Below are 12,553 nucleotides of genomic sequence, written 5' to 3'. Positions count from 1 at the left end.
GTCGCACTCGGGCGAAAGCTCGAGTGAGGATTGAAACGCTCCGGGCTCGAGGCTCGAGCGATTCGGGCCGTCGCACGCGGGCGAAAGCTTGATTGAAGAACCTCAGTTTGGTTTTCCCGACCTATAGCGCTGGCTCAGAACTTCGGCTAGAAATCTGGCGCCAGCTTTATCAAGAAATTGGTTGCCATTGCCACACTTGGGCGAGAGGATACAGCGAGGGCAGCCATCCTCGCAGGGGCAGCTTTTCAGTAGCTCGAGGGCTGCGGCGATCCAGCGGGGAAACTGCCTTGCAGCCGCCCGGGCATACCCCACGCCACCGGGGTAGCCGTCGTAGATGAAGATGGTGGGGCCACTACCCGAGGGTAAGAGCCGGGGGTAGAAGGCGTACGAAACCCCGCCTACGTCCTGTCGCTCGGCAAGCACAAAAAGCGGAAGCAGACCGATGAGGGTGTGCTCGAGGGCGTGGATGGCCGAGGGCACCTGGGCTTCGCTTAGCGAACCCTCTTCCGAACCAGGCCATACTGCCACCCCTTCGCAGGGGTGGAACCAGACCGCCTCGGTTTGGAAGCTGAGTTCGGGCATCAAAAGCGCTACCTCTTCCAGCACAGTTTCGCTAACGAAGCGTTTTTTCACGTAGCCTATAACCTGCTCGCGCAGCACTACTGGCCCCACCCACACCCCAGCCTGAATTTCCTCGCCCCCTAGCACCTCGATATGGGTCTCGGCCCTGGGCTGGGTGTAGTAGTCTTCTAAGGCGGGCAGAAGAACCACCTCTCGTTTCTCTAAGTCGAGGTTGCGCACCAGGTAGCTCTCGCCCTGGTGCAAGTAGACCGCCCCGGGATGGGCTTCCCAGTAGGCCTGCCGCTCATCTAAGCTGCCCAGTAGCCGCCCTTGGTTGTCGCGCAAGCTGAAGCTCTGACCTAGCCCACGCAGGGTAAGCTCGCGGTGTGGATTGCGTTTGGGCGTGTAAAGCCGACCGTATTTTTCCACCAGCGGGGGTTGGATAGCGTGCCAGGGTTTGTAGAAGGGGTCGGGCTGGCCCTGGTCTGGTAGGGCAATGGGGAGTTCGCGGGCTGCACAGTGGGCGTGCAGGGGAAAAAGCACAGGGTTGTCGGGGTCGGCAACGGCTGACTCTGGGGGGCTGGCTAGCAGAAGCTCGGGGTGTTGTTCGAAGAAGGCGTCTAGGGGGTCTTCGCGGGGAATCCAAAGCACCAAAGCGCGCTGGGCCCCCCGCCCGGCCCGCCCAGCCCGCTGCCAAAAGGAGCTAACTGAGCCAGGGTAACCCAGCAAGATCACCGCATCCAGCCCGCCGATGTCCAGGCCCAGCTCTAGGGCACTGGTGCTGACCAGCACGCGGATAGAGCCTTCCTGTAGGGCCTGCTCGAGCCTGCGCCGCTCGGCGGCAGTGTAACCGGCCCGGTAGGGACGTACCCGCTCGTCGGCAGCGTAGCGGGCCACCAATTCGGCGGTGCGGCGAGCATTCGTGAAGATTAGGGTGCGCAGGCCCTGTTCAGCCGCATGTCGGGCCAGCAGAGCGGCCTCGAGGTTGGGGCTGCGCCGGAGGGTACCGGCTTTGTCTAGAGCCTTAGGCACCCAAAGCCCAAACTCCCGCTCGGCTCGGGAAGGGGTTGCGTGCACAGCCGCAAAGCTAAGGCCGGTAAGGCCCTGGGCATGCTCGGCGGGGTTGGCAATAGTGGCGCTGGCTGCGATCACCTGCGGGCAAGCCCCATAGTGCCAAGCCAAGCGAAGTAGGCGCTGGAGAATTAGAGCCGTATGTGTGCCAAAGACCCCTCGGTAGGCATGTAGCTCGTCCAGCACCAAATAGCGCAACCGGGCCAGGAAGGAGGCCCAGTCGGGGTGGTAGGGCAGCAGGCCGAAGTGCAGCATGTCGGGGTTGGTGAGTAGGGCTTGGCCGTTTTCCCGCGCCTTCTTGCGCTGGGAAGGAGGGGTGTCGCCGTCGTAGGGGTAGATGCGCTCGGCAGCCCCCAGGGCTTCGGCGAGCTGCCGCAGCCGCTTTAGCTGATCGTGGGCCAGGGCCTTGGTGGGGTAGAGCAATAGCGCGGTCTGACCTTCCAAAAGGGCCTTTAGTACCGGTACCTGGAAGACCAGGCTCTTGCCCGAGGCGGTGGCAGTGGCCAGCACCAGGTGAGCACCCTGGGCCAGAAGGGCCAGGGCCTCAGCTTGATAGCTGTAAGGCTGTAGGCCCAAAGCGGCCAGCACCCCGGAAAAAACCCCTTGGTAGGGCGTGGGGTTGGGAGGGTTGGCCGGGAGCACCCGCACGAAGCGGAGCTGTCCGGCGTAGCCCTCGAGGTCGCGCAACCACTCTGCAAAAGATGTGTAGGGTAGAAGGGCTTGGGGTAGGTTCATGGCGCGGTATAGCTTCCGGGTCGGTGTTCTTGCACCCGGGTCAGGCTCGCTATGGGCAGCAGCATCAGCAGCGCTCCCAGAAAGCCCAGCGCTCGCAGGCCCAGCGCTTCCACCACCAGCCCTCCCAGGATGGGTAGGCCCATGCCGGCCAGGTTGGCCCACTGATCCAGCGAGCCGATGGCCCGTCCTCGCCGTGCCGCGGGGGTTACGTCGGTCAGCATGGTGTTGGCCCCCAAAAAAGCCCCTGACCAGCCCAGCCCTACCAGGAAGGTTCCTATGGTAATGGGCCAGTATCCGCTGCCTAGACCCACCAGAAGGGCGCCCAGCCCGGCCACCCCCAGCCCCGCCAGCAGGATGGGTTTGCGCCCTATCCGGTCGGCCATGCGCCCGATAAACCAGGAGAAGGCAAACATCCCCACCACGTGCAAGGCTACCGAAAAGGAAATCTGCGACAAACTGCACTCTAGTGCCTTTAGGGCTAGGGGAGTCATGGCCATCATCATGACCATCTGCCCTTGGGCTACGACGGCTGAAAGGATGGCCGCCAGGCGGGGGCCCGGGGGGTGAGGGGTCTCGAGGCTCCCGCTGGCCATAGCGGTAGGTTGAAGCGCCCAGGTGGGGTAGTAACGTTGGGGCTCGAGGGCCATCTGCCGGGGGTCGGGCCGGATGCCATAGACCAGCAAGAAGCCCGGCAGAATCAAGCCCGGCACCAACAACCAGGCTAAAGCGATTTCATTGAGGTGCCAAAGCTGGCTCAGCGCTTCGGCGAAAGCCACCAGCAAAGGGGAAAGAACCGCGCCAAAAAGCGAGCCCAAAGCCACCAGGCTAAGCCCCTCGCCCCGCCGGCTGGGGGGGTACATATCGGCGGCGGCCACCCGCATCTGTTGTACCGCGCCCACGCCGCTGCCGAAGACCAGTATCCCTGCGCAGAACAGCACAAACGAGCCCATCAAGGTAGCTGTTCCCACCAGCATGGCGCCCACCAGCCCCAGCCAAAGCCCTAGAAAAAGACCGGCTTTGCGCCCTTTTTGGTCGCTCAGGCGGCCTACCCAGCTTGCAGTGACCACCCGGGCCAAGGCCATCAGGCTGGTGGCCAGCCCGGCGAAGGTAGCGTTGCCCAAAAGCATCACCACCTGTATGGCGCCAAAGGTGGGTATGAGCTGAATCCCCGCACCATTGATGGCCTGGGTGATGGAAAGCCGCCAGGTGTTTTGACGAACCAAAGGGGGAATGGGCACGGTGGAGGTGGGTTCAGCCGTCACAGCGGCAGTATATATGGTCGCGTTGCAAACATTCAGGGCTGCGTTTCCTTGCTAAACTAGGCTTTGTGGAAGTGACGCCTAAAAAACTTCCGCCTGCGCTGCAGCTGGCTTTGGTGGGGGTGGTGGTACTGGGTCTGGTGGCGTTGGCGCTGTGGTCGAGACCCCCAGAGCGAGGGGCCGACCTGCCCCAAGTCCAGCTCGTGCGGCTAGACGGTACCCCGGTGCGGCTGCAAAGCGGCAAGCCCACGGTTTTGGTGGTCTGGGCTACTTGGTGTACCTACTGTCAGCGCCAGCTACCGGAGTTCGAGGAGGTGGCCCGACAGCACCCGGGGATACACTTTGCCTTTGTGAACGATGGTGAGCCGGCCTCGCTGGTGCGGCAATTTCACGATGCGCGGGGCTTTTCCCAGGCGGTGGTTTACCAGGATGCCTTGCGGACAGTGGCCATGGCTCTGCGGGTCAACGGTTACCCCTCCAACTTTTTCTACGATGCCAAAGGCCGCCTGGTCGGTGAGGTGCGCGGCTATATGAGTCCAGAACAGCTTCGGGCAGCTCTGGTTCAGCTCAACTAGCGGGCCTCGAGCGCTGGCGTGTCCAGGCACAAGCATGCTGCGCGTTTCTCGCACCTGCCTAGAGCAGACCCTGGCCCACCTACACAGGGTGCAGCCTGCCGAAGGGGTGGGCCTGTGGGCGGGCCGAGAGGGGCGGGTGGAGCGGGTCTGGCCCTTGGTGAACGTTCACCCGGAGCCTTGGCGGGCCTATGAGGCTCACCCCCAGGCTTTGCTCGAGGCCCTACGGGCTTTGGAAAGAATGGGGCTCGAGCTTCTGGCCATCTACCACTCCCACCCTACTGGTGTAGCCTGGCCCAGCTCTACCGACCGGCGGCTGGCCTTCTGGCGGGTGCCCTATGTTATTGTGGCCTTGCAAACCGGGGAGGTGCGGGCCTTTCGCCTGCCCGAGGGGGAGGTGGTGCCCCTCGAGGTGGTGGCTACAGCAGCAGATTGAGTATGTGGACCAAGGAGGAACTCGACCGTTATGCCCGGCACATCATCCTGCCGGGGGTGGGCGGGGCTGGCCAGGCCCGGCTCAGGCAAAGCGCAGTGCTGGTGGTCGGGGCTGGAGGGCTAGGCGCACCGGCGCTACTCTACCTGGCCGCAGCTGGGGTAGGCCGGCTGGGGGTGGTGGAGATGGACCGGGTGGAGCTATCCAACCTTCAGCGGCAGGTGCTCTACGATACTAGCGTGCTGGGCCAGCCCAAGGCCGAGGTGGCCCAGGCCCGCTTGCAGAGCTTGAACCCTCACGTGCAGGTGGAGGTGTACAACCGCAGGCTCGAGGCGAACAACGCCCGAAAGACCCTACAGCCCTACGACCTGGTGCTCGATTGCAGCGACAACTTTCCTACCCGCTACCTGGTCAACGATGCTTGCGTGCTGTTGGGTAAGCCTCTGGTCTATGGGGCCATCCATCAGTTCGAAGGTCAGCTCTCGCTTTTTCACTACCAAGGGGGCCCCTGCTACCGCTGCTTATACCCTACGCCTCCCGCACCAGGCAGCGTGCCCAGTTGCGCCGAGGCCGGGGTGTTTGGCGTGCTGCCCGGGGTGGTGGGCAGCCTGATGGCTGCCGAGGCCCTTAAAGTTTTGCTTGGCCTGGGGGAGACCCTCTCGGGCCGGCTTTTGCTCTACGATGGGCTTTCGGCCCAGTTCCGCAACCTTCGCTTCCGCCGCCGCCCGGACTGCCCGGTCTGTGGCGAGCACCCCAGTGTAACTACACTGCAAAATTATGAAGAGGGGTGCGGTATTTCCTCGTAGAAAAGGCGCTAAAATACACAGGCTGAAGCCGACCGAGGTCGGAACATAGGAGAGCGTATGAGTGCAACCGTAACCATTGCCCGAGGTCTGGAAGACGTCATTTTTACCGAGAGCAGCCTGTGCTTTATCGATGGGGAGCAGGGCCGCCTGTACTACGCTGGCTACAAAATCCAGGACTTAGCCGAGTACGCCACCTTCGAGGAGGTCACCTACTTACTGCTGCACGGGCGACTACCCAACAAGGCCGAGCTCAAAGCTTTTAGCGCGGAGCTGGCTTCCCGCCGGGCCTTGCCGCCCTCGGTGCTCAAGCAGATCAAACAGTTTCCCCGCCATGCCCACCCTATGTCCATGTTGCGCACCGCGGTGAGCGAGTTGGGCATGGTGGATGAGAACGAGAGCGATGTTTCTCCGGAGGCTTTGTATGAGAAATCCCTTACCCTCATCGCTCAGTTCGCCACCATCGTAGCGGCTACCAAACGCCACCGTGAAGGGCAGAAAATACTGGCTCCGCGTAAGGGCCTGTCCCACGCAGCTAATTTCCTCTATATGTCCACCGGCAAGGTGCCCAGCAAAGAGGAGACCAAGCTGATGGATGTGGCGCTGATTCTGCAGGCCGAGCACGGCTTTAATGCCTCTACCTTCACCGCCATTGCGGCCTTCTCCACCCAGACCGATATCTACAGCTCGATTGTAGCTGCAGTGAGTGCGCTCAAGGGGCCCCGGCACGGGGGAGCCAACGAGGCGGTCATGAAGATGATCGCCGAGGTGGGTTCGCCCGAGAATGTTTCGGCCTGGCTGGCCGACCTACAGGCCAGGAAGGGCCGGGTTATGGGGATGGGCCACCGGGTTTACAAGTCCTACGACCCCCGGGCCGGGGTGCTCGACAAGTACGCTGGGGAGGTGGCTAAAAAACACGGCCACAGCAAGGAGTATGCCATCCTCAAGGAGATCGAGCGGCAGGCCGGGGCTATTTACAACCCCAAAGGCATCTACCCCAATGTGGACTTCTATTCCGGGGTAGTGTACTCCGACCTAGGCTACCCCCTCGAGTTCTTCACCCCCATCTTTGCGGTGGCCCGTATTTCCGGCTGGTGTGCCCACATTCTGGAGTACGCCAAGGTAGACAACCGCCTGCTGCGCCCGGACGCCCACTATACCGGCCCCCTCGACCTTCCTTATGTGAAGCTATCTAAGCGATAGGCTTATGGCTATCGATACCCCGCTTCTTAAGCGGGGTTTTTGCTTTTTTGGGGTGGATTTGCAGAGGTTTTGCTAAATACGTAAACCACCTGAGGTATCGGCCTTATGTCGCCTTGGCTAAACCGCACTCCTTGAAGCCTTGGAGAGCCTCGAGGGCGTTGGCATAGCGCTGGGCCAGGTCCTTGCTAATAAGCCGATTCAGGTAGTATTGCAGGCCAGGGGTTATCTGCAAGCCGGTATCGGGGTTAGCCAAAAGCGGGGGTGGCATCTCCCTTAGGTGAGCCTTCATCACCTCCACCGGTTCACCTACAAAGGGTAGCTCGCCACTCAAGGCCCAGTACAGAAGAATCCCCGCAGAGTAGACATCCGAAGCGGGGGTGGGCGACTGCCCCCGAATCTGCTCTGGGGCTAGGTAGGCGATGGTGCCCAGGCGAAGCCTTTGCGCGAAGCGCTCGCTGGTAGGCCCGGAAAGGTCGAAGTCAACCAGGCGAGCCTGGCCGGTGCCGTCTACAACCAGGTTGTCTGGCTTGACGTCGCGGTGTACCAGGTTGTGGCTATGCATGTGGGCCAGGGCCTCGAGGAGCTGCTGGAAAACCTGCAACACCTTGCTGGGGTGATCCTTGCGCCACTCGGAAAACCGGGCCCCAGGGGCGAAGGCCAGCAGTACCGCGGGGTTTTCGCTTCCGTCGTGGGGTACGCTGAGCCGGCCCAGCACCGGGTTGATGTGGGGGTGGGAGAGCTGCTGCCCCACCCTCCACTCGCGGTCGGCACGTCCTTCATAGCCCTTGGGAAATACCTTCAAGGCGTAGGGCTGACCATGCACGTCGAAGGCCAGGTACACGGTGGCCAAGGCCCCGCGGGCAATAGGACGGATGACCTTGTAGCGGCCCTCCAGGGTGATTCCAGCCAGCCCCACACCCATCACTATACTGGCTTTGCCAGGGGGCTGGGGGCTATTTCAACCCTGGCTCAGGTTAGAATCGGGCTGTGCGCGGTCTGGTTCTCTCGGGAGGTGGGGCTCGAGGGCTGGCGCATATCGGCGTGTTGGAAGTCCTCGAGGCCCAGGGCTTTGAGGCTCAGGTAGTGGCTGGCACCAGCATGGGCGGGGTGATTGGGGCTTTGTATGCTTCAGGCAAAGGGCCCGCGGAGATTCTCGAAATTGCCCGCTCGACCCCCTGGCTGCGCTTGTTGGACCTGGTGCCTCGGCCTGGTCTCATCTCCCAGCGGGGTTTGCGCGATTTTCTGGCCAGATACCTACCGCCTTACTTCGAGGAGCTGAAGCGCAGGCTGGTGGTGACGGCGGTAGACCTCGAGGCCGGCAAACTGACCTACTTTACCCAGGGTGACCTGCCAGGGGCGGTACTGGCTTCGGTGGCTTACCCTGGGCTAGTAGCCCCGGTGGTCTACCAGGGACGAACCTACGTGGATGGTGGGGTGCTCGACAATCTGCCGGTGGATGCAGCCCGGTTTATGCAGGCCCACTACGTCCTGGCCGTGGACGTAACCCCTGAGATGCGGCGGCCAGGCGTGCCTCGCTCGACCATCGGACAGGTGCGCCGGGCCATCGACATCATGCAAAACCACCTCACCGCAGCCCGCCGTTCGCTGTATCCCCCCGACCTCTACATCCGCCCGGAGCTTCCGGGGGTGGGCCTCGAGCAGTTTGCTCGCTTGGAGGAGATTGTAGAAGCCGGACGTCGGGCTGCTTCGCAAGTGCGGCTGCTTGGCGCTACTTCAAGCGGTTTAGGACTTCCTGGGCTTCCTTGAAATCCGGGCGCAGCCGCAGGGCTTGCTCGCACTGGGTCTGAGCCCCGGCTTTGTCGCCCAGAAGCTCGTTGGCCCGGCACAGCCAGTAGCGGTAGAGGGGGTTGTTTCCGTCCAGAGCCACCGCCTTGGTGAAGTTGAAGCGGGCCTTCTGATAGTCCTTCATCTCAATGAAGACCTGGCCCAGCCCAGCGTAGGCATCGGGGAAGCGCACCGGTGAAAGGGCGATAGTCTGCTGATAAGAGACGCCGGCTTGCTGCCACTCTTTCTTTTCATAGTAGGCATCGCCACGGCGCAGCCAGGCTTCAGCGTTGCCGGGGCTTAGCACCACGGCCTGGTCGAGTTGTTCGATGGCCTGATCCACGTTGCCCCGCAGCAACAGCAGACTGCCATATTTGATGCGCAGACTGGCGTTTTTAGGGGCGGCCTTCACCGCTTCGTCGTAGTGTTTGAGGGCTTCCTCCCACTTGCCCTGCCGGATGTAGATGTCGGCCAGGAGGGCTCGCACCACCGGTTCGTCCTTGAGGACCAGCGAGCGCTGGATGGACTCGATGGCCTGGTCGAGGCGGTTTTGGTAGGCCAGCACCGCCCCGCGTGTGGCGTAGATGGGGGCGTATTTGGGGTTGACCCGCTCGGCCTCTCGCAGGGCGCTCAAGGCCTGATCCAAGAGACCTTTGGCTGCCTCGCGGTTCTCCGAAAGGAGGTACTGGCGCATGTAGACCTGGGCTAGGGCCACATAGGACTGAATGTAGCTGCTGTTGAGGGTGATGGAGCGCCGCAGATTCTCAATAGCTGCGGTGAAGCGGCCCAGCTCAGACTGCACTCGAGCCAAAAGATAGAGATTCTCGGCGCTGGGCGCATCCCGCACGGCCCGCTCACAGGCAGGTAGCGCAGCTTCTGGACGCCCTGCATCGAAGAGCAGGGCACATAGGCTGGCCTGGGTCTGGGGTCGCGAAGGGGGTTGGGCAGGGTTTTGCTGAGCCAGCACACCACCTGCTACCAGAGCCACCGCAAAAAACCAAAAACGCATCATCTTCCTCCTGCTCTTGCACTGGCCTTGCTGGGGCATTTTACCAAACCCCAACGGGCATCGTTCGGTTTGACCCTCATAGGATGTAGCGGGAGAGATCGGGTGAGGCCAGCACATGGCCCAGTCTTGCCTCCACATACTCCTTGGTAATTTCCACCCGCCCTAGGTTGGTCTGGAAAGAAACCTCCTCTAGCAAACGCTCCAACACGGTCGAAAGCCGTCTAGCGCCAATATCCTCCAACTCTTGGTTAGCTTGGTGAGCGAACCGGGCCACCGCCTGAATGGCTTCAGGGGTGAAGTGAAGCTCGGTTTCATCGGCAGCGAGCAGGGCCTGATACTGCTTGATGAGGGAGTTTTCCGGTTCTTGCAGGATTCGCTCGAACTCATGGGGCCCCAAAGGTTCCAGCTCTACCCGGATGGGAAACCGCCCCTGCAGCTCAGGGATTAGGTCGGAAGGCTTGGAAAGGTGAAAAGCACCTGCAGCGATAAAGAGCACGTGGTCGGTGGAAACCGGGCCCAGCCGGGTCGAGACCACCGTACCTTCCACGATGGGTAGGAGGTCGCGCTGCACTCCTTCCCCAGAGACGTCCGGCCCAGCGACGGCCCCCTTACCGCGGGCGATCTTGTCTATTTCATCAATGAAGACGATGCCCTCCTCCTGGGCCCGCCGCAGGGCTTCCTGGGTGGCTTCCTCCTTGTCCACCAGCCGCTCGGCCTCCTGGTTTTTGAGTATCTCGAGGGCTTCGCGTACCCGCAGTCGGCGGCGCACCTTGCGCTGAGGCATCAGTCCTTTGAGCATCTCTTGTAGCCCCTGCATCTGTTCGCCACCAAACATGCCCACCAGGGGTAACCGGGCTTCTTCGGCCACCTCGATTTCCACCCAGTGGTCGTGGTAGCGGCCCGAGCGCACCTCGAGGGGCGTAACCCGCAGAATAGAGGCTACTTCTTCTTCGGCTAAGCTCTGTGCACGGCCTTCGACTTTGGCCTTCATCTCCTGCAGCACCAGCTGATAAGAAGCCTCAGCCAGGTCGCGCACGATGGAGTCCACATCGCGGCCTACATAGCCTACCTCGGTAAACTTGGTGGCCTCTACCTTGAGGAAGGGGGCCCCGGCCAGCCGGGCTAGACGGCGGGCGATCTCGGTCTTGCCCACCCCGGTAGGGCCGATCATCAGGATGTTTTTGGGGGTGACCTCGCGGGCTAGTTCGGGGGGTAGTTTTTTGCGCCGCATGCGGTTGCGCAAGGCCACCGCCACGGCTCGCTTGGCGGCGGCCTGGCCCACGATGTGCTTGTCCAACTCGCGTACGATTTCCGCTGGGGTTAGGTTCATTCGCTACCCCCAAGGCTCAAGACCTGGGTGGGTTGGCCGCTGGTGTAGAGGTCGATCTCGCCAGCCAGACGGATGGCTTGCTCGGCAATCTGTGGAGCCGAAAGGTTGGAAAAGCGCAGCAGGGCCTTGGCTGCGGCCAGGGCATAAGGGCCGCCCGAGCCTACCGCAATGACCGGCTCATCAGGGGTGAGAACCTCACCGCTGCCGGAGAGCAGAAGGAGGGTATCGCGGTTCGCTAGCACCAGCATGGCCTCGAGGTTGCGTAACACCCGGTCGGTGCGCCAGAGTTTTGCGGTTTCAATGGCCGCGCGGGAAAGGTTGCCCTTGGTATGGGTAAGGGCCCCCTCGAACTTTTCCAGCAAGGTCAGGGCATCAGCCACAGCCCCGGCAAAGCCCACCAAGACGCCACCGCCCACCTCGAGGCGCCGTACCTTTACGGCCCCGGTCTTCATTACGGTCTGCCCTAGGGTCACTTGCCCATCGCCTGCGATTGCGGTGACACCGTCTCGACGTACTGCCACAATGGTGGTGCCGTGCATTCCCATTCCACCGGAATGTAGCGCTTCAGGGTGAACCAGGAATGAGAGGCAGGCCAGGCTAGAGGCCCTTGAAACCCTCGGGAATCGGTAGCGCACGTATGCGATTCAAGGGCCACCAGACGGCGTTGGCCCGCCCCGCGATGGCTTCTGTTGGCACCGGCCCAAAGGTGCGCGAGTCTTCTGAACCGCCAAAGGTGCGGTTGTCCCCCATTACAAAGTAGTAGCCGGGCTTGAGCTTGAGAGAGCCGGTGAAGCAGTGTTCGCCGCTGTAGCTTTTTTCCAAGTCAGCCGAGCTGGGTGGGGTTAGCATCTCCAGGGTGGGCCGGAGAAATTCAGGCAGGTTTTCGGGGGCAAAGCGAACTTGTTGCTGGGTGATTAGGGCCAAAAGCCGTCCGTTTTGGTAGCAGACCACCGGGTAGCTGTCTGGGTAAGGCATCAGCGAGGCGGTGATGTGTACCTCGTTGAGGGGCTGGCCGTTGATGTAGACCACCCCTTCGCGCAGGCTGATCTCGTCTCCTGGCAGCCCAATGATGCGCTTGATAAAGAAAGCCCGGAACTGAAAACCCAGAATGGGAAACTGGGCTACGGCGTTAGGGGTGCCTTCGGGCGGCTTGACGATGGCCACCTCGCCCCTGGCCCATTGCATCAGACCAAAGCGTACCAGCCAGGTCTCGTACTTGGGTACGAAAACCCGCTCACCGTTGAGCAGGGTGGGGTTCATGGAGCTACCCACCACCCCCACAGTGGTAAAGACAAAAGTGGTCACCAGGAAAGCCAGCAAAAGGGCCTCGCCTACCTGGCGAAACCATTCTCTGAAGAGATAATCCCAAAGTTTGCGCATCGTAAAAGTCCCCTGCTTTAGGCCCTAGCATATCCCACTCTAGGCCAGGCCCATCTTACCGAGCCAGGTTTATACCACATGAAGGGCTTTGCCTGGGTGTTCTAAGAGATTGTCCTAGCACAATCCGGCCACTTGTACCTTCCACGGCCTTCCGTGCGGTGCATATAATGCCTCCATTCAAGGAGGCCACTGTGGGCGTGCGGGTTAAGCTGCGGCGGGATGGTCGAACGGCTTTGTATCGGCACATTGCCGAGGAGTTCCGTGCCCGCATCGCCAGGGGGGAGCTGCCCCCGGGTACCCGTCTTCCTACGGTGCGGGCTTTGGCCCGCGAGGTCGGCACCACCCGGCTCACCGTTCACAACGCCTACCGCGAGCTGCAAAGTGACGGGCTGGTAGAGTCGGTGGTGGGGCG

13 protein-coding genes are annotated in these 12,553 nt (G+C 61.9%); 6 read left to right on the top strand and 7 right to left on the bottom strand.

Annotated features, from left to right (window positions below; genetic code table 11):
- Nucleotides 1–102: 102 nt before the first annotated feature.
- Nucleotides 103–2,367: a DEAD/DEAH box helicase gene (locus G552_RS0111855; protein WP_027883233.1), complete on the bottom strand. Its 2,265-nt coding sequence runs from the start codon at nucleotides 2,365–2,367 to the stop codon at nucleotides 103–105.
- Nucleotides 2,364–3,629 carry an MFS transporter gene (locus G552_RS0111850; RefSeq protein WP_036270791.1) on the bottom strand — a complete coding sequence of 422 codons (1,266 nt, stop codon included), beginning with the start codon at nucleotides 3,627–3,629 and terminating at the stop codon, nucleotides 2,364–2,366. The genes G552_RS0111855 and G552_RS0111850 overlap by 4 nt, the downstream gene beginning before the upstream one ends.
- 65 nt (nucleotides 3,630–3,694) lie before the next feature.
- Here G552_RS0111850 and G552_RS15370 point away from each other — a divergent pair, with 65 nt between their 5' ends.
- Genes G552_RS15370 through G552_RS0111830 form a run of 4 tightly spaced genes read left to right on the top strand, consistent with a single transcriptional unit; the run spans nucleotide 3,695 to nucleotide 6,637 of the window.
- Nucleotides 3,695–4,201: a TlpA family protein disulfide reductase gene (locus G552_RS15370; RefSeq protein WP_036270789.1), complete on the top strand. Its 507-nt coding sequence runs from the start codon at nucleotides 3,695–3,697 to the stop codon at nucleotides 4,199–4,201.
- Between the two features lie 34 nt (nucleotides 4,202–4,235).
- Nucleotides 4,236–4,634 carry a M67 family metallopeptidase gene (locus tag G552_RS0111840; protein ID WP_027883231.1) on the top strand — a complete coding sequence of 133 codons (399 nt, stop codon included), beginning with the start codon at nucleotides 4,236–4,238 and terminating at the stop codon, nucleotides 4,632–4,634.
- Nucleotides 4,635–4,636: 2 nt separating this feature from the next.
- Complete coding sequence (locus G552_RS0111835) at nucleotides 4,637–5,437, top strand: HesA/MoeB/ThiF family protein (RefSeq protein WP_027883230.1); 801 nt, start codon at nucleotides 4,637–4,639, stop codon at nucleotides 5,435–5,437.
- Nucleotides 5,438–5,494: 57 nt separating this feature from the next.
- Complete coding sequence (locus G552_RS0111830; protein WP_027883229.1) at nucleotides 5,495–6,637, top strand: citrate synthase/methylcitrate synthase; 1,143 nt, start codon at nucleotides 5,495–5,497, stop codon at nucleotides 6,635–6,637.
- A 103-nt stretch (nucleotides 6,638–6,740) separates the two neighbouring features.
- On the opposite strand, the gene G552_RS0111825 is transcribed toward G552_RS0111830, so the two are convergent.
- Complete coding sequence (locus G552_RS0111825; RefSeq protein ID WP_027883228.1) at nucleotides 6,741–7,559, bottom strand: serine/threonine-protein kinase; 819 nt, start codon at nucleotides 7,557–7,559, stop codon at nucleotides 6,741–6,743.
- A gap of 65 nt (nucleotides 7,560–7,624) precedes the next feature.
- On the opposite strand from G552_RS0111825, the gene G552_RS0111820 reads away from it, so the two are divergent.
- A complete protein-coding gene (locus G552_RS0111820) occupies nucleotides 7,625–8,404 on the top strand; it encodes a patatin-like phospholipase family protein (protein ID WP_027883227.1) in 780 nt (259 codons plus the stop codon).
- On the opposite strand, the gene G552_RS0111815 is transcribed toward G552_RS0111820, so the two are convergent.
- The 4 genes from G552_RS0111815 to lepB form a co-directional block, all read right to left on the bottom strand.
- Nucleotides 8,367–9,431 (bottom strand): tetratricopeptide repeat protein, encoded by a 1,065-nt coding sequence (locus tag G552_RS0111815; protein ID WP_027883226.1) that lies wholly within the window; start codon nucleotides 9,429–9,431, stop codon nucleotides 8,367–8,369. The genes G552_RS0111820 and G552_RS0111815 overlap by 38 nt on opposite strands.
- 76 nt (nucleotides 9,432–9,507) lie before the next feature.
- On the bottom strand, nucleotides 9,508–10,761 hold the full coding sequence (locus G552_RS0111810; protein WP_027883225.1) for an ATP-dependent protease ATPase subunit HslU: 1,254 nt from the start codon (nucleotides 10,759–10,761) through the stop codon (nucleotides 9,508–9,510).
- A complete protein-coding gene (hslV, locus tag G552_RS0111805) occupies nucleotides 10,758–11,306 on the bottom strand; it encodes an ATP-dependent protease subunit HslV (RefSeq protein WP_027883224.1) in 549 nt (182 codons plus the stop codon). The genes G552_RS0111810 and hslV overlap by 4 nt, the downstream gene beginning before the upstream one ends.
- A 52-nt stretch (nucleotides 11,307–11,358) precedes the next feature.
- Entirely contained in the window at nucleotides 11,359–12,141 is a 783-nt protein-coding gene (gene lepB / locus G552_RS0111800; protein WP_027883223.1) for a signal peptidase I, read from the bottom strand.
- A 191-nt stretch (nucleotides 12,142–12,332) separates the two neighbouring features.
- Here lepB and G552_RS17020 point away from each other — a divergent pair.
- Nucleotides 12,333–12,553, top strand: a 221-nt coding sequence (locus G552_RS17020) for a GntR family transcriptional regulator (protein ID WP_027883222.1), incomplete at its 3' end; no start/stop codon positions are given.

The sequence above is a fragment of the Meiothermus rufus DSM 22234 genome (assembly GCF_000423425.1).
GTDB classification, from domain to species: Bacteria; Deinococcota; Deinococci; order Deinococcales; family Thermaceae; genus Meiothermus; species Meiothermus rufus.
Note: the sequence above shows the minus strand (reverse complement) of the source record. Positions and strands in the feature narration are given on the sequence as shown.

Bases quoted from the DNA above. Each gene is read 5' to 3' on its own strand.
- G552_RS0111855 (WP_027883233.1), bottom strand. From the start codon at position 2,367: ATGAACCTACCCCAAGCCCTTCTACCCTACACATCTTTTGCAGAGTGG.
- G552_RS0111840 (WP_027883231.1), top strand. From the start codon at position 4,236: ATGCTGCGCGTTTCTCGCACCTGCCTAGAGCAGACCCTGGCCCACCTA.
- G552_RS0111835 (WP_027883230.1), top strand. From the start codon at position 4,637: ATGTGGACCAAGGAGGAACTCGACCGTTATGCCCGGCACATCATCCTG.
- G552_RS0111830 (WP_027883229.1), top strand. From the start codon at position 5,495: ATGAGTGCAACCGTAACCATTGCCCGAGGTCTGGAAGACGTCATTTTT.
- G552_RS0111825 (WP_027883228.1), bottom strand. From the start codon at position 7,559: ATGGGTGTGGGGCTGGCTGGAATCACCCTGGAGGGCCGCTACAAGGTC.
- G552_RS0111815 (WP_027883226.1), bottom strand. From the start codon at position 9,431: ATGCGTTTTTGGTTTTTTGCGGTGGCTCTGGTAGCAGGTGGTGTGCTG.
- G552_RS0111810 (WP_027883225.1), bottom strand. From the start codon at position 10,761: ATGAACCTAACCCCAGCGGAAATCGTACGCGAGTTGGACAAGCACATC.
- hslV (WP_027883224.1), bottom strand. From the start codon at position 11,306: ATGGGAATGCACGGCACCACCATTGTGGCAGTACGTCGAGACGGTGTC.
- lepB (WP_027883223.1), bottom strand. From the start codon at position 12,141: ATGCGCAAACTTTGGGATTATCTCTTCAGAGAATGGTTTCGCCAGGTA.